Origin of the sequence: Tahibacter aquaticus (assembly GCF_004363655.1) — a bacterium.
Classification (GTDB): Bacteria; Pseudomonadota; Gammaproteobacteria; order Xanthomonadales; family Rhodanobacteraceae; genus Tahibacter; species Tahibacter aquaticus.
The window spans coordinates 422032-445955 of record NZ_SNZH01000002.1 but is presented as its reverse complement, the minus strand read 5'-3'; the positions used below and the strand labels follow the sequence as shown (position 1 = coordinate 445955).

Annotated in this window: 20 protein-coding genes; 8 read left to right on the top strand and 12 right to left on the bottom strand. The window is 67.6% G+C overall.

The genetic code is table 11. The annotated features are described in order from the left end of the window. The first annotated feature begins 74 nt into the window (after positions 1 to 74). Positions 75 to 1898 (top strand): sensor domain-containing diguanylate cyclase, encoded by a 1824-nt coding sequence (locus DFR29_RS04740; RefSeq protein ID WP_166653875.1) that lies wholly within the window; start codon positions 75 to 77, stop codon positions 1896 to 1898. On the opposite strand, the gene DFR29_RS04735 is transcribed toward DFR29_RS04740, so the two are convergent. Next, positions 1899 to 2096: a hypothetical protein gene (locus tag DFR29_RS04735; protein ID WP_133817413.1), complete on the bottom strand. Its 198-nt coding sequence runs from the start codon at positions 2094 to 2096 to the stop codon at positions 1899 to 1901. 217 nt (positions 2097 to 2313) lie between these two features. On the opposite strand from DFR29_RS04735, the gene DFR29_RS04730 reads away from it, so the two are divergent. Beyond that, positions 2314 to 2706: a hypothetical protein gene (locus DFR29_RS04730; RefSeq protein ID WP_133817412.1), complete on the top strand. Its 393-nt coding sequence runs from the start codon at positions 2314 to 2316 to the stop codon at positions 2704 to 2706. Between the two features lie 45 nt (positions 2707 to 2751). Here DFR29_RS04730 and DFR29_RS04725 read toward each other — a convergent pair whose 3' ends face one another. Together DFR29_RS04725 and DFR29_RS04720 are read right to left on the bottom strand one after the other, a co-directional pair. After that, a complete protein-coding gene (locus DFR29_RS04725) occupies positions 2752 to 3099 on the bottom strand; it encodes an EF-hand domain-containing protein (protein WP_243745955.1) in 348 nt (115 codons plus the stop codon). Next, a complete protein-coding gene (locus DFR29_RS04720; protein ID WP_133817411.1) occupies positions 3096 to 4373 on the bottom strand; it encodes a TCR/Tet family MFS transporter in 1278 nt (425 codons plus the stop codon). The genes DFR29_RS04725 and DFR29_RS04720 overlap by 4 nt, the downstream gene beginning before the upstream one ends. A 339-nt stretch (positions 4374 to 4712) precedes the next feature. Here DFR29_RS04720 and DFR29_RS04715 point away from each other — a divergent pair, with 339 nt between their 5' ends. The 3 genes from DFR29_RS04715 (at position 4713) to DFR29_RS04705 (ending at position 7739) form a co-directional block, all read left to right on the top strand. Continuing rightward, complete coding sequence (locus tag DFR29_RS04715) at positions 4713 to 5162, top strand: hypothetical protein (protein ID WP_133817410.1); 450 nt, start codon at positions 4713 to 4715, stop codon at positions 5160 to 5162. Between the two features lie 559 nt (positions 5163 to 5721). Continuing rightward, positions 5722 to 6705 carry a right-handed parallel beta-helix repeat-containing protein gene (locus tag DFR29_RS04710; protein ID WP_133817409.1) on the top strand — a complete coding sequence of 328 codons (984 nt, stop codon included), beginning with the start codon at positions 5722 to 5724 and terminating at the stop codon, positions 6703 to 6705. 44 nt (positions 6706 to 6749) lie between these two features. Next, positions 6750 to 7739, top strand: a complete 990-nt coding sequence (locus DFR29_RS04705; protein WP_133817408.1) for a hypothetical protein — start codon at positions 6750 to 6752, stop codon at positions 7737 to 7739. A 117-nt stretch (positions 7740 to 7856) separates the two neighbouring features. Here DFR29_RS04705 and DFR29_RS04700 read toward each other — a convergent pair whose 3' ends face one another. Beyond that, complete coding sequence (locus DFR29_RS04700) at positions 7857 to 9290, bottom strand: DUF1501 domain-containing protein (RefSeq protein WP_133817407.1); 1434 nt, start codon at positions 9288 to 9290, stop codon at positions 7857 to 7859. 10 nt (positions 9291 to 9300) lie between these two features. Then, on the bottom strand, positions 9301 to 11022 hold the full coding sequence (locus DFR29_RS04695) for a DUF1800 domain-containing protein (protein ID WP_133817406.1): 1722 nt from the start codon (positions 11020 to 11022) through the stop codon (positions 9301 to 9303). A 213-nt stretch (positions 11023 to 11235) separates the two neighbouring features. Between DFR29_RS04695 and DFR29_RS04690 the strand changes: the two genes are divergently transcribed. Next, positions 11236 to 13377, top strand: coding sequence for a protein-disulfide reductase DsbD family protein (locus tag DFR29_RS04690; RefSeq protein WP_133817405.1), 2142 nt, complete (start codon positions 11236 to 11238; stop codon positions 13375 to 13377). Then, positions 13374 to 13985, top strand: a complete 612-nt coding sequence (locus tag DFR29_RS04685; RefSeq protein ID WP_133817404.1) for a thioredoxin family protein — start codon at positions 13374 to 13376, stop codon at positions 13983 to 13985. Before DFR29_RS04690 ends, DFR29_RS04685 begins: the two co-directional genes overlap by 4 nt. A gap of 204 nt (positions 13986 to 14189) precedes the next feature. On the opposite strand, the gene DFR29_RS04680 is transcribed toward DFR29_RS04685, so the two are convergent. The 6 genes from DFR29_RS04680 to DFR29_RS04655 form a co-directional block, all read right to left on the bottom strand. Then, positions 14190 to 15515, bottom strand: a complete 1326-nt coding sequence (locus DFR29_RS04680; protein ID WP_133817403.1) for a PQQ-dependent sugar dehydrogenase — start codon at positions 15513 to 15515, stop codon at positions 14190 to 14192. 95 nt (positions 15516 to 15610) lie between these two features. Further along, the gene (locus DFR29_RS04675; RefSeq protein ID WP_133817402.1) at positions 15611 to 16483 is read right to left on the bottom strand and encodes an NAD(P)-dependent oxidoreductase; all 873 of its coding nucleotides are present in this window, start codon (positions 16481 to 16483) and stop codon (positions 15611 to 15613) included. Positions 16484 to 16537: 54 nt separating this feature from the next. Beyond that, entirely contained in the window at positions 16538 to 18193 is a 1656-nt protein-coding gene (oleC, locus tag DFR29_RS04670) for an olefin beta-lactone synthetase (RefSeq protein WP_133817401.1), read from the bottom strand. A gap of 27 nt (positions 18194 to 18220) precedes the next feature. After that, complete coding sequence (locus DFR29_RS04665) at positions 18221 to 18931, bottom strand: M50 family metallopeptidase (RefSeq protein WP_166653874.1); 711 nt, start codon at positions 18929 to 18931, stop codon at positions 18221 to 18223. A gap of 22 nt (positions 18932 to 18953) precedes the next feature. After that, a complete protein-coding gene (locus tag DFR29_RS04660; protein ID WP_133817399.1) occupies positions 18954 to 19853 on the bottom strand; it encodes an alpha/beta fold hydrolase in 900 nt (299 codons plus the stop codon). A 103-nt stretch (positions 19854 to 19956) separates the two neighbouring features. After that, positions 19957 to 20973: a 3-oxoacyl-ACP synthase III gene (locus DFR29_RS04655; RefSeq protein WP_133817398.1), complete on the bottom strand. Its 1017-nt coding sequence runs from the start codon at positions 20971 to 20973 to the stop codon at positions 19957 to 19959. Between the two features lie 357 nt (positions 20974 to 21330). Between DFR29_RS04655 and DFR29_RS04650 the strand changes: the two genes are divergently transcribed. Then, positions 21331 to 23376 carry a hypothetical protein gene (locus DFR29_RS04650; RefSeq protein ID WP_133817397.1) on the top strand — a complete coding sequence of 682 codons (2046 nt, stop codon included), beginning with the start codon at positions 21331 to 21333 and terminating at the stop codon, positions 23374 to 23376. 81 nt (positions 23377 to 23457) lie between these two features. On the opposite strand, the gene DFR29_RS04645 is transcribed toward DFR29_RS04650, so the two are convergent. Next, on the bottom strand, positions 23458 to 23847 hold the full coding sequence (locus DFR29_RS04645; RefSeq protein ID WP_133817396.1) for a DUF4156 domain-containing protein: 390 nt from the start codon (positions 23845 to 23847) through the stop codon (positions 23458 to 23460). Positions 23848 to 23924 lie beyond the last annotated feature (77 nt).

Below are 23924 nucleotides of genomic sequence, written 5' to 3'. Positions count from 1 at the left end.
AAAGCGGCGCGCATTCTGCCGCATCCGATGGACTTCACGCATGCCCGACCGGGCCTGCGTTTATGATCCGGTTCATGCGAAAGGGGGGCTTTCGACACACTCTGCTCTGCGGCAGCGGCCTTGTGCTGCTGTTGTGGAGCGTTATTGCCTGCGCGCTGGAACCGTTCGTGCTGGGCAAGGACAGCGGCTTTCGCGTTGACCTGCGTCCCGGCCTGGGCCTGCTGCGCGATCCGGCCCATGCGCTGGATGTCGACAGCGCCTGGCAGGCGTGGCGCGACGGCCGCTTCGAACCGGTCGCCGATGCGGCCAGCTACGGTTTCAGCCACGATGCGTTCTGGTTTGCGCTGAGCCTGAACAACCGCGACAACCCGGCGCGGCGCTGGCTGCTGACGGTGGAACAGCCGCGGCTGGACCGCATCGACCTGTGGTGGCGCGACGGCAAGGGCGAGCTGCATGCGGCCCGGCTTGGCGACGCATTGCCGTTTTCTGCACGCAGCGAACCGCACCGTTATCCGAACCAGGCGCTGGAACTGGGCGCGGGCGAGACGCTGCAGATCCTGCTGCGGGTGGAGTCCAGCTCCTCCGTGCAGCTGCCGCTGCGCCTGTACACGCCGAACGAGCTGTACCGCAGCAGCTACGACGCCCAGGCCGGCGCGGGCCTGTACTACGGCCTGCTGCTGGCGTTGCTGCTGTACAACCTGGCGGTGCTGATTTCGATCCGCGATGCGACCTATCTGTACTACGTCGCCTATGTCGCCGCCTTCGGCCTGCTGATGCTGGCGTTCAACGGCGTGGGCTTCCAGTACCTGTGGCCAGACTCGCCGCAGTGGCAGAACAGTTCGCTGCCCTTTGCCATCGGCGCGGTGCTGTGCACGACGGTGATGTTCGCGGCGAGCTTTCTCGACCTGCCGCGCCACCTGCCGCGCCTGGCCCAGACGCTGCGTTATCTGGTGGCAGGCTTTGCCCTGCTACTGGTATTCGCCTTCACGCGCTGGCGCTACGACATCACCATCGTGTTCAACCTGGGCGTGATCGCGCTGGGCCTGGTGGTGACTGCAGCGGCGGTGGTCTGCGCACGGCGCGGCTATCGGCCGGCCTGGTACTACCTGGTAGCCTGGACCTTGCTGATCGCCGGCGGCATCGCCCTGCCGCTGTCGTCCTTCGGCGTGATCGCGCGCACTGTGCTGACCGAATACAGCGTGCAGTTCGGCTCGGCCGCAGAAATGCTGCTGCTGTCGTTCTCGCTGGCCTACCGCATTCACCTGCTGCGCGATGCCAACGAACGCATGGCCGGCGAGGCGCGCGAACTGCTGGAACAGCGCGTCAGCGAACGCACACAGGAACTGGCCAGCACGGCGCAGCGGCTGGAACAGGCCAACCGCCAGCTGCGCGAAGCCTCGCTGCGCGACGGCCTTACCGGCGCCTACAACCGGCGCTACCTGGACCAGTCGCTGGATACGATCTGGCAGGCAGCGCAATCGGGCTCGCCGCTGTTCAGTCTGCTGATGATCGACATCGACCACTTCAAGGCGATCAACGACAACCACGGCCATATTGCCGGCGACGATTGCCTGCGCGTGGTGGCGCAGCGGCTGCGCGATGCCTGCGGCACACCCGGCGCGTTCGTGGCGCGCTACGGCGGCGAGGAATTCATGGCCGTGCTGCCCGGCCTGGGCGCCAGCGACGCGGCCAGCCAGGCGCAACAGCTGCGCCTGGCCGTGTCGGCCGAACCGGTGGCGCTGGAAGGCACGCTGCTGCAGGTCACGGTGAGCATCGGCGTGGCCAGCTTCGATTCGCGCCATGCCAGCAGCCTGCCGGATCTGCTGCGCCTGACCGACCAGGCGCTGTACCGGGCCAAGCGCAGCGGACGCGACCGCGTCGTCTGCGCACTGGACTGATCAGGCCGGCCGCGCGCCGAGAAGGCGGGCAGGCAGGAACAGCACGGCACGCAGGAATTCGAACACCGCCGACAAGGTGATGCCGACCAGGCGGAACGGCAGGCTGATCAGCCAGACCAGCGGATACAGCAGCAAGGCCAGCAAAGCCAGCGGCCAGCACACCACCAGCAGCAACAGCCAGAGCAGGAAAGTCAGCATGGTTTCGTTACCTCCTGGCCGCATGCTCTCAAATCTGGGCGGGCGCGGCAGTGCCGGAAGTCGCGGGCGCTCTGCCGCCGCCGGACCGGCCGCGGCCTGACCAGCGCCGCTTTTTCCCGCTATGCGCAGAGTGAATCTGTGACCGCCACCCACCGCGGTCGCAGCGGCAGAGACGCCACGCCGGCACGCTGCACGCCTCAGCGCGGAGGACACGTTTATGCACAAGCGCACTCCCTATACGGATTCACTTTTGGAACTTCTGGACTGCATCGAGGATGCGGTACAGCTGCTCGCCTTCGACTATCTGGCCGCGGCGACGGACGAACTGCGCCGCGCCCGCGCACTGATCGACGGCGCACTGGCAGACTGGTGCGACGACGACGGCGAGCTGGCCCGGCAATGGCTGCAGCAGGCCGAGCAGACCCAGCGCGTCGGCCAGCTGCGCGAACGCCGCAGCCAATGCGCCGGCGCGCTGTGGCGGGCGCGCCGTGCGGTGCGGCGGCATTGGCTGGCCGGCCTGGGCGTGGCCTGGGATCCCTACGAGGTGCCGCTGTCGGCGCCGGGCCAGCCGGCGTCCCTGCGCCTGGTCGACGGCGACGGTCCGCACTGACGGCACTGCGGCGAACCCGCCGGGGTATGCCCGCCACCGGCGGGTTCAGCGCGGCGGCGCGCCGAGTTCGCGCATGTCGAGATAGCCGTCGCGGTTGACGTCCTGGCGGCGGAATACCTCGGCCAGGCGGGCGCGATGGCGGGCCAGGGAAATCGGCCGCGTATTCGGTCCGACCACGGCCGGATCGAACTCGTCCAGGTCGACGATGCCGTTGCCGTTGCGGTCCATCTGGCGAAACACGTCGCTGAGCTTGTCCTGGTATTCGCCCAGGCTGACGCGGCCGTCGCCGTCGCGGTCGTATTCGCGCAGGTAGTCGCGCGTGGTGTCGGCGAACTGCGCCGCCAGCGGCGCGGACAGCAGCAGCGCAACGGCAGCGACCAGGCAGCGCTTCACGCGGCGTGGTCCGGCCCGGCCGCCGCTGCCGGCGGCGTGTAGCCGCGCAGGTTGAGCGTGGCGCGCCAGGCCACTACCACGGCGACGGCGAGCAATACCGCCGCCAGCAGGAACGCCGCGCCGGGCAGGTGCCAGCCCTTGTCGGTGCTGATGCCCCAGGCGAATATCGTTGTATACAAACCCGGACCGATGATGCCGGAGAAACTGACCAGGCCGGACAGGGAACCCTGCAGGCGGCCCTGTTCGTGCGGATCGACCTGCCGCGTCATCAGCACCTGGCTGGCCGGGCCGGCACAGCCCCACAGGGCCAGGAACGGCAGCGCCAGCAGCGACAGCAGGCCGGTAGTCGCCAGCCCCTGCCAGGCGAAGCCGATCGCGCCGAAGCACAGGCCGGCCAGGATCGCCTTGCGCTCGCCGTAGCGGCGCACGATTTTTGCCACCAGCACGGCCTGCACGATGCTGTTGCAGATGCCGACCACGCCCAGGGTATAGCCGACTTCCTGCGGCCCCCAGCCGTAGCGGTAGTCCGCATACAGTACAAAAGTGGTATTCAGCACATAGTGCGCAAGTTGCGAAAGGAATACGACGACGGCCAGGGCGTATACCTGCGGATACTGCAGCAACAGCAGCACGGCGCCGACAGGATTGGCGCGGCGCCAGTCGATGCGCGGCGTGCGCCGTTCTTTCGGCAGCGATTCGGGCAGTACGAAAAAGCCGTAGCAGAAATTCAGCAAGGCCATGCCCGCGGCCACCCAGAACGGCAGGCGCAGGTCAATTTCGCCGAGCAGGCCGCCCAGCGCCGGGCCCAGCACGAAACCGATGCCGAACGCCGCGCCGATCATGCCGAAGGCCCCGGCGCGCTTGTCCGGCGGCGTCACGTCGGCGATGTAGGCATTGGCGGTGCTGAAGCTGGCCGAGGTCATGCCCGAGATCACGCGCGCCAGCAGCAGCCAGGGCAGGGTCTGCACCAGGGCCATGAGCACGAAATCCAGGCCCAGGCCGAGATTGGAGATCAGCACGACCGGGCGACGGCCGAAGCGGTCGGACAAGGCGCCCTGGATCGGATTGAAGACGAACTGGACGACGGCGAACACGGTGCCGAGCAGCCCTACCCAGTGTGCCGCGTCGCCCGTGTCGCCGCCCGCCATCTGCTTGATCAGCTGCGGCAGCACCGGAATGATGATGCCGAAGGACAGCACATCGATCAGCACGGTCACGAAAATAAACACCAGTGCGGCCTGGCGCACGGGCGTGGAAGCGGCGGGGGAAGACACGGCAGTTCCTGCGATTTACGGCGGCGCGCAGTCTAGCAGAGCAGCCGGGACCAACCGCGGCGGGCGCCGGCGCTGATGCGGCGGGGATTTGCACGGCAAAATAAGGCGTGCGATTGGCACACAGGTCCGCTTCCGCCAATGGCGCAGCCAATTGCGGCATCGCTAAGGCGCGGCTGCCATTCGGCGACGTCCATTCCGGCGCTGCGGGGCTCGCGAATACGACGCCAAGGCGGCAGACTCCGGTTGGCGTCTATCCGCCAGGAAATGGCTGCCACACCCGGTGCCGTTGGCCGCCAGCGCGACGCCCTCGCTACCCTCGCTGCATTGCCGGAATCTCCCATGCTGCACCGCCGCATCGACAAGACCCCGCTGGAATGGCTGCTGCACGCCTGGACGGCCGTCAACCTGGTCGTCGGCATCTTCGTCATCGTGCCCATGCTGGCGAACGAACAGGTACGCGCAACAGGCTATCTGTTCGTTGCCGTGTCGCTGCTGGCGGTGTTGCTGATGCTGGCGGCCGTGCTGGTCTGGAAACTGTTCCGGCCGACGTTTGCCGTGCTGCTGGCCGGCACCGTGTTCTGGGGGCTGCAGATTTTCAGCCTGAGGCAGCCGGATGCGCTTTACCTGCTGCGCCTGGGCCTGTCCATGGATTTCCGCCTGACCAGCAACCCGGACTTCATCCTGGCCGTGAATGTGCTGGCCGTGATGGTCGCACTGCTGTTCGCCGTAGCGGCAAAAGAGCGCTGGGATGCGAACGCCGCCAGCACCGCTGCGCGGGGCCGGAATTGAACCTGCGCGCGGCGGCCGCGCTGTCGCCGTCACATCGAAACAGGCCACCGGTGCGGCCATAGCGCCGCCGGACGGATACGCCTCAGCTGCCCGCGCTCGCACTACCGCAGCTGCTGGATGACTTGGGGGTTGCCGCGCCGCGCTGCATCGAGCCCTATACATCGCTACGAGATCGCAGCTGCCCGATACGCTCCTCGCAGCGTCGCTGGCCACCCGCGCCGGGTGCGGCGCGTGTCATGACGACGACCCCACCCGAGCGCAGCAGATACGGCAGGTCTGGTCTGGCGCACCCCTGCTCGCCGCCTGGAAAAAGCTCCGCGTAAACACGGGCGCCGGGAAGGGCGGAATTCGACGCCGCCGCAGCGGCAGTCTCAGGATCTGAACTACTGCTTCGCCTCAATGGCACACCGCCGGTGTTCTCCCGGCGCACGGCAGAAGAGCGCCGGTATCGCGCCGCGTCCGCACCCACCGACCTTCCGATGCAGCCTGACCCGGCGTCCTTGCGTATTGGCCGGGTTGCACTGCCGCCGCTGTTTCACCCCCACGACAAGGAGTACTTATGAAACGTATGTCCCCTCTGTGTCTTGCGCTGATCGCCGCGGGCTTCGCCGCTACCGCTGCGCAGGCCCAGGTCACGATCGACTCGAGCGCCGTCCTCGCCGGCGGCATCACGCCCGGCGATGCGCCGGGCTATCCCGCCACGCTGAGCGTAGCGGGCGCGTACAAACTGACCGGCAACCTGATGGGGCCGCTCTCCGAGCAGCCGCACACGGCTATCCATATCACCGCCGCGAACGTCGATCTCGACCTCAACGGCTTCAGCGTCATGGCGACAAACGTCTGCGATTTCCTTGGTCCAAACGATCAGGGCAATACCTGCGTGGGCGCGCCGACCGCTCCACTGATCCTGATCGAGGCGCCGTTTTCTCATGTACACGACGGCTATGTCGAAGGCAGCTTCGGTGACGGCATCCAGGTTGCCAGTTCGCCGCTGGAACCCGGCGGCACGGTGTTGGAGGATCTGCAGATCGTCAACAACCTCGGCTACGGTATCCGCTCGTCCGACGACGGCACGGTCGTGCGCAACGTCCTGGCGACCTTCAACGGCAAGGGCGGCATATTGCTCGCCAAGGAAGGCTCGATCGAAAGCGTGCGCGCTTCGCGCAACAACGGCATGGGCATCGAAACCGGTAGCTCCAGTGTCGCCAGGCAGGTCATCAGCACTTACAACGGTCGCGTAGGCCTCGTCATGGAAAGCGGATCGGCCACGCAGATCGAAGCCTCGCTCAACGGCGCCGACGGCTTCTACGGTCTGGCGGCTGTCAGCTTCAGCCGCGCCTCTGCCAACCGCGGAGCGGGCTTTTACTACCCGCGGATGCTCACCCAGAGCAGCGCGACGTTCAACACCGACGCCGGCTACGTCGCCCCGCCCAGCGGCGGCTGTTACGCGAATCTGCACGTACTCGTCGGAAACACGAATCCCCCTCCTCCCGCCATCTCCGCCGGCACCGGCTTCGTCGGTACGCTGGCTGTGTGTCCGTAAGCGACCGTATGCCTTCGCCTCGCCACTTTTTTAAGGAGTACACAATGTCTGCATGCAAGCACACCGTCGCCGCGTCGCTGGCCGCGATCGGCCTGGCGTTCGCCGCTGCCGCACCGGCCCAGGTCGTCATCACCCAGGCATCCGTCATGGCCGGTGGCATCACCGCCGGCGATACACCCGGCTTTCCGGCGACGCTAGACACGACGGGTTCGTACATTCTCGGCAGCAATCTGAATTCCGCCGGACTCAGCGCCATCACGATCAGCGGCAGGAATGTGTCGCTGAACCTCAACGGTTTCACCGTCGACGGCGGCAACCGCTGTGAAGCGAACTTCGGCCTGCCATCGACCGGCAACGACTGCCACTTTACAAAAGCGGACGAACTCGCGCTGATCGACATCGTCGGTCCCCATGCGCGCGTGCGCAACGGCTCGGTGATCGGCAGCACGGGCAAGGGCATCAGCGTCTGGGGCGAAAATGCCAATCCCGAACACATTTTCTCGGGCCACCAGCTGAGCGATCTGGTCATCGCGCACAACCGCGACTACGGCCTGTACGTGGTCGACCAGGGCGGCCAGGTCAGTAACGTCAAGGCTTATCTCAACGGTTCGGTCGGCCTGTTCCTGTCGCTGGAAACAGGGGTCGAGAATCTGTCGGTATCGCGCAATGGCGAATACGGCATCTACAGCAATGGCCGTCTCAATGGCCGGCAGATCGTCTCGACGCTCAACGGCGTCGACGGCGTCTTCTCCGACAGCGGTTTGCTGTCGCTGGCCGAATCCAGCTTCAACGCCAACGACGGCTTCTACGGCTCGACCATCCTGGCCAACAGCGGTGCCTACGGCAATGGCATGAACGGTGTCGAGTTCTCGAACCTGACCCACGAAACGGTGCTTGTCGACAACGTCGCGCGTTCCTACATCGCAGGAATAGGGGGTTGTTACGCGCGGTTGTACCGTGAGACGTCGAGCACCGTGTCGCCGCAGGTGCAGGGTGGCACGCCACTGCATGGCAGCGTGACGACCTGTCCGTAATCTCTCGCGAGATCGTGCAGTGCATCGGCCGCCCAAGTGGCGGCCGATGCCGGCCGCAACCCATCCCTCGCACAGCCGCCTGCCTCGACGATGCGGTGCACGTTCGCTCGTTGCAGCCTATGGCCCGCTCATGAAGCCCAGGTCGCGCTGGGCAAAATTGCGCAGATTGGGGAAGCAGTCGTCGAGCAAAGCGGCATCCTCGATACCGAACCAGCGCGCCAGGGTCGCGCCGTATTGGTCGACGCCGATTTTCGGAATGAGATTGCCGTCGGCCGCAAAATCCTCGCTGCTGGCGGCCAGATCCGGAATCGCGCCGTACACGCGCCGGCCCGCGACCGCGCCGCCGAGCACGAACAAGTGATTGCCCCAGCCATGGTCGGAACCGTCGCCATTGCTGGTCATGGAGCGGCCGAATTCGCTGGCCGCAAAAGTGGTCACCTGCGATTCCACGGCCAGCTCCTGCGTGGCGCGGTGGAATGCTGCCAATGCCTGCGACAGGCCGGCCAGCAGCTGCGGCTGGTCGGCGCTTTGCGCATCGTGGGTGTCGAAGCCGCCGAGCGAGCAGAAGAAGATCTGCCGCCTATGCCCCAGCGCCTGGCGTACCGAAATCAGTTCCGCCGCACGACGCAGCTGGTTGCCCAGAGTGAAGGCGAAGCGCGCCGAGGCCGGATCGCCTTCGCCCGGCGGCGGCGGAAACGGCGTGGCCAGCGGCGCGGCGGCGGCGAGCGCGCTGCGCAGCACGGCGTAGTCGTCGATGGCACGGCGCGTGGCGCGGCGATATTCCTCGGCCAGTAGATTGCTCTGCACATCGCCGTAGACTGCTTCCAGCACGGCGGCGGCGGTCGGATCGCGGTCGGTTTCGATGGCGCTGATCTGGCCGCTGTCCACGCTCAGCGCCTCGCTGCCGCGGCCGACCTGGAATGGGTTGGCGCCGGCCAGGGACAGGTTCATGGCCAGGCTGGCGCAGGCGTTGTAGCGCGGCTGGGCCAGGTCGGCCAGGCGGCCGGCCCAGCCGCTGGCCGGCGTGGTGTCGGTGGCCGAGCGCGCCTGCAGCGACTGCCAGAACGCCTGCTGGTCGTTATGGGAAAACAGCTGCGGCGGCAGGCGTGCGCTGCGGTCGTCGTACTGCTGCCGCGTCACCGGCTGCAACAGGGCGCCGACGTTGCCGACGATGGCCAGTTTTCCCGTTTCGAACAACTGCGCCAGTTCCGGCACAGCTGGATGCAGGCCGAGCGGAAACGCCGCGCCCGCCTGCGGCGTTATCGGCAGCAGCTGGTTCTGCGCGATGGCCAGGCCGCGGCGGCGCGTTGCATAGTGCGCATATTCCACACTGCCGCGCGGCACCACCAGGTTGTGGCCGTCGTTGCCGCCGAGCAGGAAGACGCAGACCAGTGCCTTGTAGTCGCCGCTGCAGGACGGCTGCTGCGCCCAGGCCGCATTCAGCAGGGACAGGCTTTGCGGCGCGGCGAAGAAACCGGCGCCGCCGGCCAGCGCGGCGAGGCTCTGGCGCAGGAAGCGGCGGCGCGATGACGCGGGGTTGTGCGGGCTCATGCGCTACTCCTCAACGTTGCACGGCAAATTCGGGCGAGGTGGCGATCAGGTAGATCGCGTTCTGCACGCGGCGCAGCGGTTCGTCCGGCGGCAGCGCGAGTACGCGGCTGCGGATGCGCTGGCGCAATGCCGGCGTCAGTTCGCCGCCGAGCAGCAGATCGGCGCAGCGGTCGATCAGGCGGTCTACCGCGCCGGGCGGCGCTTCGTTGCCACCGGCAACGGGCTGTAGCAGCTGCACCCAGCGGTCCAGCAGGACCAGGCGCACGCGGTCGTCGAACTCGTCCATCGGCCCGCCGCGGTAGCCCCAGAACACGCGGTTGGACACGTCGTTGGCCAGGCGGATGGCGAAGTTCGCCGTGACGATCTGCATTTCCGGCGCGACCAGCGCGTTCTGCACCAGCGCGCCACCGGGCGAATACGTGGGCGAGAAGAAATTGAATACCGACGGCGACAGCAACGGCGACTGGTTGTGGCTTTCGTGGATTTCCCGGTCGTCGGGAAACAGTTCGTCGTTTTCCCATTCCACGTCGAAGGCGCGCCACAGCGCGGTCAGGCGCAGCAGCGGCTCGCGTACTTTTCCAAAGGTGGACGGCAGGCTGCGCGGTCCGCGGCGCGCCTCGTCGTCGAGCAGGATGGCCTGTACCGTCGCGCCGAGATCGCCGCGCACACCCTGGCCGTTGTTGTCGAAGACCGCGGCGACGCGGGCGATGTAAGCCGGTGACGGATTGCTGCTGACCAGGCGCTGGATCAGCTGGCGTGCGATGAACGGCGCCACGTTGGGATGGTTGAACAACAGGTCCAGCGCCTGTTCCAGCTCGGGCCGCGCATCGCGCCCCGCCGGCAGCACGGCGCCGTCGAGCAGGCGTTTTTCGTTGCGGTCGTGATAGGCCTCGTACGGCACCATTTCGTGTTCGGTGCTGCAGGTGAACGGTTCCACCGGGAACGGATCGGCCGGACAGGGCTGGCCCGCGCCGCAATGGCAGGCCCAGCCGGTGAAGACGCGGGCGAAGCCGCGCACCACGTCGCCGTCGTAGGTCGGCACGGCCTGGCCGCCGGCCAGCACCGGCGAACCGTCGCGGTTGAGCTTGACCAGGCCGATGGAGAACAGCTGCATGACCTCCCGCGCGTAGTTCTCGTCCGACTGGATATTGTTGGCCGGGTCAGGCTTGCGGTTGCGGTACATGCTGAGATACCGGCCCATGGCCGGGCTCAGGGTCACCTCTTCCAGCAACTGGCGGTAGTTGCCCAGCGCATTGCGCAGCAGGATGTCGTAGTAGGCGCCCAGGGCCAGGCCATCGTTATCCAGCCCGTTGCCGCGCTCGGACACGACCAGGATTTCGCTCAGCGCAAACGCCACGCGCTGGCGCAGCTGGTCGGGCGCGCCAAGCACGCGCACGAACCAGGCCTGCCTGTACACGTGGAAAGGTATTGCCTGCAGCGGATCGGTGGTGCCGGATTGCGCGCGCATGTATGGCAGCACCAGGCTGGGCGGCAAGGCGCGCTGCTGCGCCAGCCAGCCGGCATAGCTGCCGGCGGCGAGGCTGTCGATCTGCGGGTCGGACGGGCCGAACGTCGCCTGGGTCAGGAAGCGCGCGGCCTCGCCGCGGGTGGCGGGACGGTCGCTGGCGTCGAAGCGGTCGCGGAAGACCAGATCCTGGCTTTGCGCCTGCAGCAGCGGCGGCAGCAGGACGGCCAGGCTGGCCAGGGCGAGGCGATACAACAGTGCGCGCATGGATGTTCCCGGGTCCGCTTCGATAGCAGCAGGGACGGAAAAGGCCGTTGCACGCTGTCGCCCGCGCGCGCTGTGGCGCAATCGCGGCAACGCCGGTTCGGCTCGGCGCGCCAGGGCCACGCCTGGTCGCGAGCGGGCGCACGGCGCCGGTAATCGTCGCGCTAACGTGCGGTCTGCTTCACTGGCAACTTACTCCGGCCCGCGGGACATTCCATGGTGCGGCTTCTCGCAAGACTACTGGCGCTGCTGGGCCTGGCCATTGGCGCCAGCGCCGCTGCACGCGCCGAGGCGACGAGCGCCGACCACCTGGCGCTGGAACTGGTGGCCGAACATACGGCCCTAGTTGCCGGCGCGCCGAACTGGCTGGGCCTGCGCCTGGCGCACGAACCGGAATGGCATACCTACTGGATCAACGCCGGCGATACGGGCCTGGCCACCAAGCTGGAATGGACCTTGCCCGCGGGCTGGCAGGCGGGCGCAATCGACTGGCCCGCGCCGCAACGGCTGCAAATTGGCGACCTATACAATTTCGGGTATTCCGGCGAGATCGTGCTGCCGGTCGCCGTCGAGGTTCCCGCCGCCGCGGCCGGCAGCACGGCCAGCTTGCGCGTGCTGGCGAACTGGCTGGTGTGCAAGGAAGAGTGCATTCCGGGCAAGGCCGAGCTGAGCCTGAGCCTGCCGGTCGTCGCCGGCGGCAGCGCAACCGGCGATGCCGCCGCTGCCGGGCTGCTGCGCCGCGCCCTGGCACAACGGCCGCAGAGACTGGACGCAGCCAACGCGCACTACCGCATGGACGGCGACAGCGTCGTGGTCGAGATCAGCGGCGCCGGCCTTCCTGCCGCCGCCGGACTCGACGTGTTTGCACGCCAGCCGCAGGTGCTGGCGAATGCGCCCGCGCGCATCGAGGCCGCGGACGGCGGGCTGCGCATCGTCGCGCCGCGCAGCGAGTATTTCACCGCCGCACCGGCGCAACTGGACCTGGCCCTGGTGCGCCGCGACGGCGATTCGGTCACGGCCTGGCAGGTCACGGCCAAGCCGCAGTCCGCGGCGGCCGCCACACCTGCCGCGGCAGGGACCGGCCTGACCGCCACCGGTGTGGCCGGCGGCAGCGACATCGGCACCTGGTTCGCCCTGCTGCTCGCCCTGCTCGGCGGCGCGGCGCTGAACCTGATGCCCTGCGTGTTCCCGGTGCTGTCGCTGAAGGCCTTGAACCTGGTCGAGAGCCTGCACTCGCCCGCCGCGGCGCGGCGCGACGGCCTGGCCTACCTGGCCGGCACGGTCGCCGGCTTCGTCGCCCTGGCAGCGGCGCTGCTCGCCCTGCGCGGCGCCGGGCAGAACCTGGGCTGGGGCTTCCAGATGCAGTCGCCGGTACTGGTGGCGGCGCTGGCCTATCTGATGGTGGCACTGGGGCTGAACCTGTCCGGCGCGTTCGTGCTCGGCGCACGCCTGGGCGGCGTCGGCCAGTCGCTGACCGAAGGCTCCGGCGCCCGCGCGGCGTTCTTTACCGGCCTGCTCGCCTGCATTGTCGCCACGCCGTGTACCGCACCGTTCATGGGCCCGGCAGTTGGGTATGCATTGACCCAGCCGCCCGCGCTTGCGCTGGCCATCTTTGCCGCGCTGGGCCTGGGCCTGGCCTTGCCCATCGTCGCGTTGAGCTTCCTGCCGCTGCTGGCGCGCTTCCTGCCGCGGCCCGGCGCGTGGATGAATACCTTCAAGCAACTGATGGCCTGGCCGCTCTACCTCACCGCGGTCTGGCTGGTCTGGGTGCTGATGCGCCAGGCCGGCGCCGACGGCACGGCACTGGTGCTGCTGGGCCTGGTCGTGTTGATCGGCGCGCTGCTGCTGCACGGCAGTTTCCAGCTGCGCGCGCCGAGCTGGCCGCGGCGCCTGGCCACGGCGCTGTTGCTGCTGCTGGCACTGAGTCCGCTGGCGGTGCTGCAGCCGCAGGCAGAATCCACGTCTGCACAAGGCAAGCTGTGGACGGCGTGGTCGGCGCAGGGCCTGGACGCGCTGCGCCGCGAGGGCAAGCCGGTGCTGGTGAACATGACCGCGGCCTGGTGCATCACCTGCCTGGCCAACGAGCGCGTGGCACTGTCCTCGGAGGCGTTCGCACGGCAGCTGCAGCGCGACGGCATTGCCTATCTGAAAGGCGACTGGACCAGCCAGGACGCTGCCATCACGACTTACCTGGCCGGTTTCGGGCGCAACAGCGTGCCGCTGTATGTGCTCTATCCCCGCGGCGGCGGCGCGCCGGAAGTGCTGCCGCAATTGCTGACTCCCCACCTGGTCGCCGACGCGCTGGCGCGTGCGGCGGCCGGCTCATCCGCCCCACCTGTCCAACGGAGCTCGCCATGAAACTTATCCCGACCTTGTTTGCCGCAGCCGTATTGAGTGTGTCCACCTTCCCCGTGCTGGCCAAGGTCGCCATCGGCGAAGCCGCGCCGGCCTTCAGCGTAAGCGACAGCAATGGCAAGCCGCGTTCGCTGGCCGAATTCAAGGGCAAGACCGTGGTGCTGGAATGGACCAATGCCGAATGCCCGTTCGTGAAGAAGCACTACGGCAGCGGCAATATGCAGGCGCAGCAGAAAGAAGCCACCGCTGCCGGCGTGGTCTGGCTGTCGATCAACTCGGGCGCACCGGGCAAGCAGGGTGCGGTCAGCGGTGCCGACGCGGACAGCATCGTCAAGGCGGGCAATGCAGGGCCGACGGCTTATCTGCTCGATCCCGAGGGTACCGTCGGCAAGACCTACGGCGCCAAGACCACGCCGCACATGTACGTGATCGACGGGCAGGGCGTGCTGCGCTACATGGGCGGCATCGACTCGATCCAGAGCGACGACACCGCCGACATTCCCAAGGCCACGCAATACGTGAAGCAGGCACTGGCCGAACTGGCCAGTGGCAAGCCGGTCAGCGTGCCGGTATCGCAGCCCTACGGCTGCTCGGTGAAATACGGGTCGTAATTTCAATATAAAACGGCGAGCCTCGCGGCCCGCCGTTTTTTGTATCGCTGTCAGGAAATTCGGAATACGCGAAATTTGCTTTTGCTGTGGAGCCCCCTTGATTCGAGGGGGCTCCACAGCCTTGAATTGCAAGCGCGTGGTCGGGTTGTGGAGACAAGCGGCCGGGCACAAGAGCCGCGCGCTGCACACTCGACCAGTCCTTCCTTAAGGCTGCAGGCCGTCGGCAAAGATGAACTCCGACACCAGGCGGTGGATCTGCCCGTTGGAGCGCACGATGTAGATATAGCCGGCCTCGTCTTCGCCGAAGCCGTAGATGGAACCGCTGCCCAGGGTGGTGATCACGTTCTCGCCGCCGGCATCCCAGGTGGCGCCGCTGCTTTCCGACCACCACAGGTTGCTGCTGCAGGAATCGCCGTAGAAATACGTGCCCTGCATGCGCCGCACCGGGCCGCGGAAGACATAGCCGCCGCTGACCGCGCAACGGCTGGTGTGGTCGTATTCGATGACCGGAGCGACCGTGCCGGTCGTGGCCGGACAGGTCGTACCGCTGCCGGAAACGTCGTCGTAATGACGGCCTTCGCAACGGCTCCAGCCGTGATCCAGCCCACCGGCGCCGGCGGCGCTGACGGTGATTTCCTCGTAGTTGCCCTGGCCGACGTCGCCGATGATCATGCGGTCGTCGGCGCGGTCGAAGCTGAAGCGCCAGGGATTGCGGAAGCCGCGCGACCAGATTTCGTCGCAGGTATTGCTGGTGGCCACGTGCGGATTGCTGGCCGGGATGGAATATTCCGCCGGGCTGATGCCGGACGAGCCGCACATGTCGGCGCTGACCGTGCCGCCGCGGTTGTCCACGTCGATGCGCAGCATCTTGCCGAGCAGGAAATACTGCGCACCGTTCGGATTGGTGCCACAGCTGTTCTTGTTGCTGTCGGCCGGCTTCTTCCACAGGCATTCGGCAAAGCCGTGCGGGTTGCCCTGCGCGCCGCTGTCGCCGGAAGAAATGTACAGATATCCATCACTGCCGAAATGGATATCGCCGCCGTTGTGGTTATCCTGCAGGTCGGGCAGGCGCATGATGATGGTGCCGGTGGCCGTGGCCACGTCGGAGGTGGGCGTCGGCACGGTGAAGCGCGCGATGGCTTCGTCTTCGTAGTTGCCCAGCTGCGGATCGGCCGAGGGGCGGGTATAGAACACGTAGAACTCGGTGTTGTGCGCCAGGTTGGCCTTGCCGAAATTCGGATGGAAGGCCAGGCCGAGCAGGCCGCTTTCGCTGCCCACGCTGGTCGGCACGGTGAGAAAGGGCGTGGGCAGCAGCGTGCCGTTCTTGATCACGCGGATGGTGCCGTTGCGCTGCACCACGAACAGGCGGTTGCTGCCGTCGCGTGGCGCGCGTACCGCTACAGCGCTCGAAAACGTGGTCGAGGCGTCGGGCACACGTACGACGGCGAGGTCCGGCGGCGGCGCCGCCAGCGCCGGCAGCGTGCCGGCGGCGAGCAGCGCGGCGGCGATAAAGCCTGGATAGCGAAGCATGAGGATCTCCCTTGCGGCAAAGATCCCCGTTTTACGCCTCGCCTGCGACCCGCGCCAGCACGCTTAGGTACGGCCGTGACACAGCGCACAAGGCTTCAGACCTGCGGTCGTTTCAAACGGATCAGCGCGGAGATGTCGTCGTCGCCGTGGCCCAGTGCCATCAGCTGCGCATAATCGGCCAGCGAGCGCTCTATCGTGCTGCGGTCGGTACCGGCAGCCTCGGCCAGACCCTGCACGATGCGCAGGTCTTTGTGCAGCAGAGCCAGCTTGAAGCCGACGCTGAATTCGTTGCGCAGCATCGTCGCGCCGCGTTTTTCCAGGAACCAGTTGCCGGCGGCTCCGGCGCCCAGGGTCGGCAGCAGGGTGGCCGGGTCCAGGCCCAGCGCCTCGCCCAGGGCCAGGCCTTCCGTGACGGCCTGGGCAATGCCGGCAATCAGCACCTGGTTGACCGCCTTGGTGTTCTGCCCCGCGCCGACCGGGCCCATGTGGCCGATGCGCGCGCCGTAGGCATCCAGTACGGGACGCGCGCGCTGCAGCGTTACCGCCTCGCCGCCGAGCATGATCGACAGCTTGCCGTTCTTCGCCCCTTCGACGCCGCCGGAGACCGGCGCATCGAGAAAATCGCCGCCGGCGGCACGCAGGATCTCAGCCGCCTGCACCGCCGTGGTCGAGGACACGGTGGAATGATCGATCACGACCGTGCCCGCCTGCGCGTTCGCGGCGATGGCGCGGCTGACACCGAGCACATCGTCGTCGGCGCTCACGCACAGCACGATCACATTGCACAGCGGCGCGATGCGGTCGGCCGTGACCGCCGCGACGCCGGCATGCTGCGCGGCGAAGTCCTGTGCCTTGGCCGCGCTGCGATTGGCGACGGCGGCGAGCAGGCCGAGGCGATGCAGATGCGCCGCCATCGACCAGCCCATGGCACCTAGGCCGACGAAGCCGGCGCGGATTTGCTCAGACATCGGAACTCCTGACTGGACTGCGTGAATACGACAAGGGAGCGGCCTGCCACACGCTCAGCGCGCGATCTGCCGCGCGGCCCAGAGCGCCAGCTTCTCGCGGCCGATCTTGGCGTTGTGGCGAATATCGACCGGGAATTTCGGGTGGAACAGAAAATGTTCGATCAGCCGAGTGTGGGCGAAACGGGCAGCCAGGTTGCGTGCCTCGGCTTCGATGCGCTCGGCCGCGTCACGCGCCTGGGGTTCCAGTTCGAGACACAGCACGGCGCGCTGGCTGCCGGGCGCGCCGATACCGACCAGGGCACTGCGATACACGCCGGCAATGGCGTTGAAGATGGGCTCGGCCTGTTCCGTATAGCGCTCGCCCTGGGCCGTGCGCAGGCGCTGCGACTTGCGCCCGCAGAACCACAGCCGGCCCTGCGCATCGAAATAACCGACGTCGCCCATGCGGTGCACGATGCGTTCGCCGTCGCGGATCTTGGCCAGCGCCGTGGCCTGCGGCCGCGCGTGATAGGCCTCGGTGGTGGTCGGTCCGGCCACGGTGATTTCGCCGACCACGCCGCTGGCCACTTCGCGCACCTCGCTCCACTGCGCAATCGGTTCGTCGCCGATCTCGATGATGCGCACGCAGTTCGCCGCCAGCGGCCGGCCGACACAGGTGCCGGCACCCTGCTCGGTCTGGGCGCGCGTGTCCTGCAGCAGCTCGCGGCTTTCGATGATGGCCAGCGGCAGGCATTCGGTGGCGCCGTAGGGCGTGAACACCTGGGCATCTTCGTCGAGGCAGCCGCGCAGCCGCGCCAGCACCGCGGTTGCCACCGGCGCACCGGCGGAAATCACCCGGCGCAGCCCAGCCAGCTGCACGCCTTCGCGTTCGCAATGGCGCGACAAGGTATCCAGCAGCGCCGGCGAACCGAACAGCATGTCCACGCCGTAGCGCTGGATGGTCGCGACCAGCTTGCGCGGATCGGCGCTGGCCGGCCGCGTCGGGTCCATGTCGGGAATGACCGAAGTCGAGCCCAACGCCGGATCGAACAAGGCAAAAGGTGGAAAGGTAGGCATGTTCACAAGACCTGGCGCCAGGGCGAAGCCTTCGCGCAGCAGGTCGACCTGGGCGAGGAAATGCCGGTGCAGGTATTCCACGCCCTTGGGCACACCGGTAGAGCCGGAGGTGAACAGGATTGCCGCCAGCTCGTCGCCCTGCGTGGCCGCGGGCACGAAGGCGCTTTCGGCGACGCGGGCACGCAAGTCGTCCAGGCGCTGGCCGCCCCAGCCCAGACGGCCGCCGACAGTCACCGTGATGCGCAGCGAACACCGCGCCCAGCCCAGCACGATGCGCGCAATCTGCGCCAGCGGAATGCCGATGAAGGCGGCCGGCGCGGCTTCGTCCAGGCATTCGCGCAGGGCACGCCGGTCTATGCCCGGATCGATCAGCACCGGCACCGCGCCCAGCTTGAACAGGGCAAACATCAGCACGAACAGTTCGCGCCCGGGCCGCACCATCAGTGCCGTCTTCATGCCGCGGACGATGCCGGCCAGGGCCAGCGCCGCGGCACTGCGATCGCTGGCCGCATCCAGCTCGGCATAGGAAATTTCGGCGTAGACAGGCAGCGCGCTGCCGCGGCCGGGCGCCTGCGGCACGCGCAGCGCGATCGCTTCGGGACGCGACCGCGCCATCGCGACCAGGGCATCGGCGATATTCACGCTCGCGCTCATGCGCCCCGCTCCACTGCAGCTGCCGGCTTACGCACCGGCGGCGGGCGCGGCGCGCTTGCGATAGGCCGCGCGCAGGGCGAACAGCAGCATGGCGGCGGAAATGGCTGCCCAGATCAGGGTCCAGATCAGCGCCGGGATGCCGGTGGCCTGGGCCATGCTCATCGCATCGGTCTGCACGTTGCTGCCGGCGGACAGGCGCAACAGGGTGAACAGACTGTTGAAACCGTCCAGCACCAGCTGCAGCGCCAGCACCAGCAGCAGCAGGTCGCTCCAGGGCGGGCGCAGGCGATAGCCGGCCAGCAGCATCAGCGCGGCCAGGCCCAGGCCGGTGCCGATGCCGAAGAGGTTGCGCACGAACAGCAGGCACATCGCCGCCAGCAGCAGGCCCAGCGCGATGAGCAGGCCGCGCGAGGTGAAACCGCGCGCGGCGAGCAGGATCAGCAGGCCGCCGAACACGGCACTGCCGATATAGCCCGCACTGGAAATGACCCAGCCCCAGCCGCCGGACGACCAGGCCAGGCCAGACAGGTCGGGACTGACGGTGAACCGATGGAAATTCCCGCCGGTGGCCAGGGCCGCCAGGCCATGGCTGATCTCGTGCACGAAGGTGCCGAACAGGCGGAACGGATAGACCACCAGGCCGACGCCGGGTATCTGCCACAGCACCAGCAGCACCAGGGCCAGCACGGCCAGTCCTGCGAGTTCGGTCCAGCGCCAGCCATCGGAAAAACCGCTCATGCCCGTGCCCTCGTCAGTGCTCTCAGCCGGTGCGCTGCAGGAAGTTGCGGATCGCCGGCACCAGCCGCTCGTGCGCGTCTTCCAGCACGTAATGGCCGGCATCGGCGTATTCGTGCGCCTCGGCGCCGGGGAAGCGGCGGCGGAATTCAGCCAGGAAGGCGCGATCGAACACGAAATCACCCAGGCCCCAGCCGATGAACATGGGCCGGTCGCCGAACTGCGCCAGCTGCGCGCCGGTCGACTCGACCAGCGCCCAGGCGCGATCGGCCGGCCCCAGCGGAATATCCTGCACAAAGCGCAGCGTGGACAAACGGTTCTGCGGCGTGTCGTACGGCGACAGCAGCGCTTCGCGCACGTCCGGCGCCAGCGGCCGCTTCACGCCCCAGCGCGCCGCGCCGCGGGCAAACGCGTTGTGCTGCAGGATCAGCCATTCGCCCAGGCGCGAATCGCGCCCCAGGCGCAGCGTCGCCGGCAGGCGCTGGCCCTTGGGATTGGGAAACGCGGCGGTATTGGTGATGACCAGGCGCGCCACGCGCTCGGGCCGGCGGCAGGCCCAGGCGCTGCCGATCATGCCGCCCCAGTCGTGCACGACGACGGTCCAGCCGCGCTCGGGCGCGCCGTCGCGGACCAGCTGTTCGATCAGCGCGTCGAGATCGTCCACGCGCGATTGCAAGGTATAGGCGTAGCGGCTGTCGTCGGGCTTGTCCGACAGGCCCATGCCGATATGGTCGGGCACGATGCAGCGGTAGTTGTCGCGCAGGCCCAGCACCAGGCGGCGCCAGTAGTACGACCAGGAAGGATTGCCGTGCAGCATCAGCACCGGCGGCGCATCGCGGGCGCCTTCGTCCAGGTAGTGCTGGACCAGGCCGTTGCCGTGGGTATGGCGCAGCCCGCGGAACGGGTAGTCAGGAAGTACGCGCATGCGCGGCGTCGTCATTCGTCAGGCGGCCAGGCCGCGGCGGGCGCGATGATAGCCGACGCGACGGTTTTGCCGCGCGCTGCAGCGGCAGCGCGCGGGCCAGGCATTACCAGACGACTTCGGCCATCGAGCAGTTCAGGCCCGAGCCTATGCCCAGCAGCGCAATGCGCTTGCCCTTCTGCAGACGGCCCATTTCCTTGAGCTTGGACAGCACGATGGGCACCGAGGCCGGGCCGATGTTGCCGTGTTCCGGGAAGATCGCATGCACCTTCTTCGGATCGATGCCGAGCAGGCGGCAGAATTCTTCCGTGTGCACGCGGCTGATCTGGTGGATGACGAATTCGTCCAGCTCGTCGATGACCCAGCCCAGCGCGGCGCGGGCGGCCTGGAAGGTCTTGCCGGCCAGCTTCAGGCCTTCGATCAGCAGGCTGCGCGTGTCGGTGATCATGCGGTCGAGATTGCCGCGGCACAGGTGCGAGAACTCGGTCGCCGCACGCGTGACCGAACCGAGGAACTGGTGGCCATCGGGCAGCAGTTCGGACCGGCCCATGACCATCGCCGCCGCGCCGGAACCCAGCGTCAGCGAGGCGAATTCGCTGCGGAATTCCTTCTCGTCGATATCCGGCGAGAGCATGCGCTCGATGGTCTTCTCGGTGATGAGGTTGGAGGTTTCGCCGTCGACGATCAGCGCGTATTCGATGTCGCCGCGCTCGATCATGCGGGCGGCGATGTCCATGCCGCTGAGGAAGGCGAGGCAGGCATTGCCGACGTCGAAGTTCTGGCAGGTATCGGCCAGACCCAGGTTGCCGTGCACGATGCTGGCCGTGGACGGCTCCAGGTAATCGCGGCAGACCGAGGTGTTGATCAGGATGCCGATCTTCTCGTGCGGCACGCCCGACTCGGCCAGCGCTTTCTGCGCCGCGGCGGTGGCTGCTTCCGACGGCATGGTGTCCTTGGCCCAGATGCGCCGCGCATGGATGCCGGCGACGTCCTCAAGCATGTTGTCGCGAATGCCAAGGCGCTGGATGGTCGGTTTCAACCGCTCGTTGAGTTCAGCCGAAGTCAGGCGGACGGGCGCGTCGATATGAGCAACGCTGGCGATGGCGACGTGCTTGAAGAGCATGGGATGGACCGGCATGAGGTGACCGCGAAGGCTAAAGCCTTGTTAAGGAGGCCGCAACCGACCCTGCGCCGGTGCCGCCCTGCTCCCTGGCTTGCAAGCTGCAAGCCAGCCCTACGGCAGCGTCGGGCGCTCTGCCCGGATGCTGCCTGCGAAGGGTTTCGACGGCAGCGAGGCTTTGAAATAAACCTCTACGAATTCAATTGCCTGCCTGATGACTCCGGCAGTGCAGCCAGAACCGGCTGCTGGCACGTTCGCTGCGTTGCCGAGTGAGGCTACCGCGGCAAAACGCGGGGTTCAGTTTGCGCGGGCTAAGTTCAGCGCGTTTTTGTGCGACGAGGGATAGCGATGAAACTGGGGATGCGAAGCATTTTTGCGGGACTGGCGGCGCTGCTGATGGCGCTGCCGGCGATGGCCGTGCGGGAACTGCAGGGCCAGGCGCCGTCGGGCGCCTACTACTCGATAGCCGTGCCGGATGGCTGGAAGGCCGGCGACGGCCTGGTCATGTACCAGCACGGACTCAACTTTGCCGCCGACGACGACCCGGGCCTGGGCCCGCTGCGCGACATCGCGCTGCAGCAGGGCTTTGCCATCGCCGGCTCGGGCTTTACCTCGCGCGGCTGGGCACTGTTGCGTGCCGTCGACGAGAACAAGGAACTGCTGCAGATCTTCCGCCGCGACGTCGGCGATCCGGGCGAGCTGATTCCGTTCGGCGGCTCCATGGGCGGCCTGGTCGCCCTGAAGATGGCCGAGGACACCAGCCTCAATCCGCTGATCAAGGGTGTGCTCGCGCTGTGCCCGCCGGTAGCCGCCTCGCGCGCCTGGGACTCGGGCCTGGACGTGCGCCTGGCCTATGACACGGTCTGCGCCGACGTGAACAACGGCCGCCTCAAGACCGGTGCCGAGCCCTACCCCTGGGCCTACAACCTCAACGACATTCCCGACGACCTGGACAACCTGGAACTCGATCCGGACGTGCGCAGCGCCCTGCTCAGCGTCACGGTCTGTACCGGCATCACCTTGCCGCAGAGCATCCGCACCAACGGCATGCGCGAGCGCCTGGCCCGGCTGCAGCGCATCACCGGCATCCAGGACGAGAAGTTCCTGCTGACCAATATCGCCTATTCCACCTTTGTACTCAGCGACGTGCTGCGCGCCGCCGACAAGATGGACGGGCGCAATCCGTTCGGCAATATCGGCGCGATGTACGCCGACGCCGACCTGGACAGCCGCATCCGCCGCGTCACGCCGCAGCCGGCGGCACGGGTGGAATTCAACTGGCAGTCCGACTACCGCGGCGACATCGGCGACATCAAGGTGCTGTCTGTGCATACCAGCGGCGACGAGCTGGTGATTCCGCAGCACCAGTACGTGCTGCGCCAGCTCACCCCGGCCAACCAGCTGGTCAGCGCCGTGGTGCGCGAAACCGCGCCCAGCCACTGCGGCTTTTCCGAGCGCGAAGGACTGGTCGCCTGGGAGGCGCTCAAGCGCTGGAAGGACGGCGGTGCCAAGCCGACCGTGGCGCAGCTGCAGCAGGGCTGCCTCAGCGTCAGCGGCGACGGCGAATGCCGCTTCGACGACACCTACGTGCCGACCTCGTTCGATGCGCGTGTGCCGCCCCGCGCCGCACCGCTCACGGTCGACGGCCGCTTCAACGGCAGCTGGTTCGATCCCTCGCGCAGCGGCGAAGGCATTGCACTGGAAGTACTGCCCGGCGGGCGTGCCATTGTCTACTTCTTTACCTTTTCCCCTGCCGGCACGCCGCAGCGCCAGGCCTGGATGATCGGCGACGGCAAGGTCGTGCCCGGCGGCATCGCGTTCGATACGGCGTATTACCGGCCCAGCAATGCCGACGGCACGCCAGCCGCCAATGCGACTACACCCTGGGGCCGCTTCTGGATCGGCTTCAGCGACTGCAACAACGGCGAGCTGCGCTGGGAAGGCCCGCAGGGCTGGGGCCGCAAGACCGTGCCGCTGTCGCGCCTGACCGCGCTCAAAGGCCTGGGCTGCGGCAGCAGCGGTACCGTACCGGCCCAGGCCAGCGGCTCCTGGTACGACCCGGCGCATGCAGGTTCGGGCTTCCATATCGAGCAGTTCGACGGCAACCGCGCCCTGGTCATGTACTACGGTGCGCCGGGCTCCAGCGATTTCGTCGGCTGGGCCAGTGGCGTGGTCGAAGGCGACCTGGCTGCGGGTACCACGGTCAGCCTGGCCAGCGTCACCGGCCCGGTATTCGGCGACAACTACGATCCGGCCGCGGTGGTGAACCAGCCCGGCGCGCTGAGCCTGACCCTGAAGCTGGGCTGCAACAGCGGCGAAGCCACCTTGACCAAGGCCGGCGGACCCGCAGTGCCGCTAGCGCTCGCACGGCTGACGACGGCGGCAAATACCGCACCCTGCCCGTAACACGCCAGCGGCGGCGCGCCGTGAGACGCGCCGCCGCTGCTTCATGCTTCGTATCGCCCGTGCAAGGTGCGGGACATCCGTTCACCGCACCGGATAGGTCTGCGCTTCTTCCTTGGGTGCCGGAGCCGGTGCGGCTTCGCGCCGGATTGCCGTGCTGCGCGTGCCGCAGCGATAGGCTGTGAACGACTGCTTGCCTTCGCGCGGCTCGCCCTGGGCGACCACGGTATCGGCCGGCAGGCTGGCCGCTTCGTTGCGCGCCAGGGTTTCCAGTTCGTCCTTCACCTTGAGCGAGTTGCGCTCGTACACCGACACCTTGCTCTTGACCGACACGCCGATGTCGCCGGCCTTCTCGCAACCATCGACGCGACCGTCATAGGCGACGCGCACACGACCGCCGCCCTCTTCCAGCTTTACCCAGGTACAGCCGGCCAGCAGGGCCAGCGTTGCAGCCATCAGCAGCGAAGTCTTCATGAGTCTTGTTCTCTCGGGGCGGGGATGACACGCAGCGGCGTCACGGCAGCAGGTTTACCGCCGCGAGCTGAAGCCTG

Bases quoted from the DNA above. Each gene is read 5' to 3' on its own strand.
- DFR29_RS04740 (WP_166653875.1), top strand. From the start codon at position 75: ATGCGAAAGGGGGGCTTTCGACACACTCTGCTCTGCGGCAGCGGCCTT.
- DFR29_RS04735 (WP_133817413.1), bottom strand. From the start codon at position 2,096: ATGCTGACTTTCCTGCTCTGGCTGTTGCTGCTGGTGGTGTGCTGGCCG.
- DFR29_RS04730 (WP_133817412.1), top strand. From the start codon at position 2,314: ATGCACAAGCGCACTCCCTATACGGATTCACTTTTGGAACTTCTGGAC.
- DFR29_RS04715 (WP_133817410.1), top strand. From the start codon at position 4,713: ATGCTGCACCGCCGCATCGACAAGACCCCGCTGGAATGGCTGCTGCAC.
- DFR29_RS04710 (WP_133817409.1), top strand. From the start codon at position 5,722: ATGAAACGTATGTCCCCTCTGTGTCTTGCGCTGATCGCCGCGGGCTTC.
- DFR29_RS04705 (WP_133817408.1), top strand. From the start codon at position 6,750: ATGTCTGCATGCAAGCACACCGTCGCCGCGTCGCTGGCCGCGATCGGC.
- DFR29_RS04700 (WP_133817407.1), bottom strand. From the start codon at position 9,290: ATGAGCCCGCACAACCCCGCGTCATCGCGCCGCCGCTTCCTGCGCCAG.
- DFR29_RS04695 (WP_133817406.1), bottom strand. From the start codon at position 11,022: ATGCGCGCACTGTTGTATCGCCTCGCCCTGGCCAGCCTGGCCGTCCTG.
- DFR29_RS04690 (WP_133817405.1), top strand. From the start codon at position 11,236: ATGGTGCGGCTTCTCGCAAGACTACTGGCGCTGCTGGGCCTGGCCATT.
- DFR29_RS04685 (WP_133817404.1), top strand. From the start codon at position 13,374: ATGAAACTTATCCCGACCTTGTTTGCCGCAGCCGTATTGAGTGTGTCC.
- DFR29_RS04680 (WP_133817403.1), bottom strand. From the start codon at position 15,515: ATGCTTCGCTATCCAGGCTTTATCGCCGCCGCGCTGCTCGCCGCCGGC.
- DFR29_RS04675 (WP_133817402.1), bottom strand. From the start codon at position 16,483: ATGTCTGAGCAAATCCGCGCCGGCTTCGTCGGCCTAGGTGCCATGGGC.
- oleC (WP_133817401.1), bottom strand. From the start codon at position 18,193: ATGAGCGCGAGCGTGAATATCGCCGATGCCCTGGTCGCGATGGCGCGG.
- DFR29_RS04665 (WP_166653874.1), bottom strand. From the start codon at position 18,931: ATGAGCGGTTTTTCCGATGGCTGGCGCTGGACCGAACTCGCAGGACTG.
- DFR29_RS04660 (WP_133817399.1), bottom strand. From the start codon at position 19,853: ATGCGCGTACTTCCTGACTACCCGTTCCGCGGGCTGCGCCATACCCAC.
- DFR29_RS04655 (WP_133817398.1), bottom strand. From the start codon at position 20,973: ATGCTCTTCAAGCACGTCGCCATCGCCAGCGTTGCTCATATCGACGCG.
- DFR29_RS04650 (WP_133817397.1), top strand. From the start codon at position 21,331: ATGCGAAGCATTTTTGCGGGACTGGCGGCGCTGCTGATGGCGCTGCCG.
- DFR29_RS04645 (WP_133817396.1), bottom strand. From the start codon at position 23,847: ATGAAGACTTCGCTGCTGATGGCTGCAACGCTGGCCCTGCTGGCCGGC.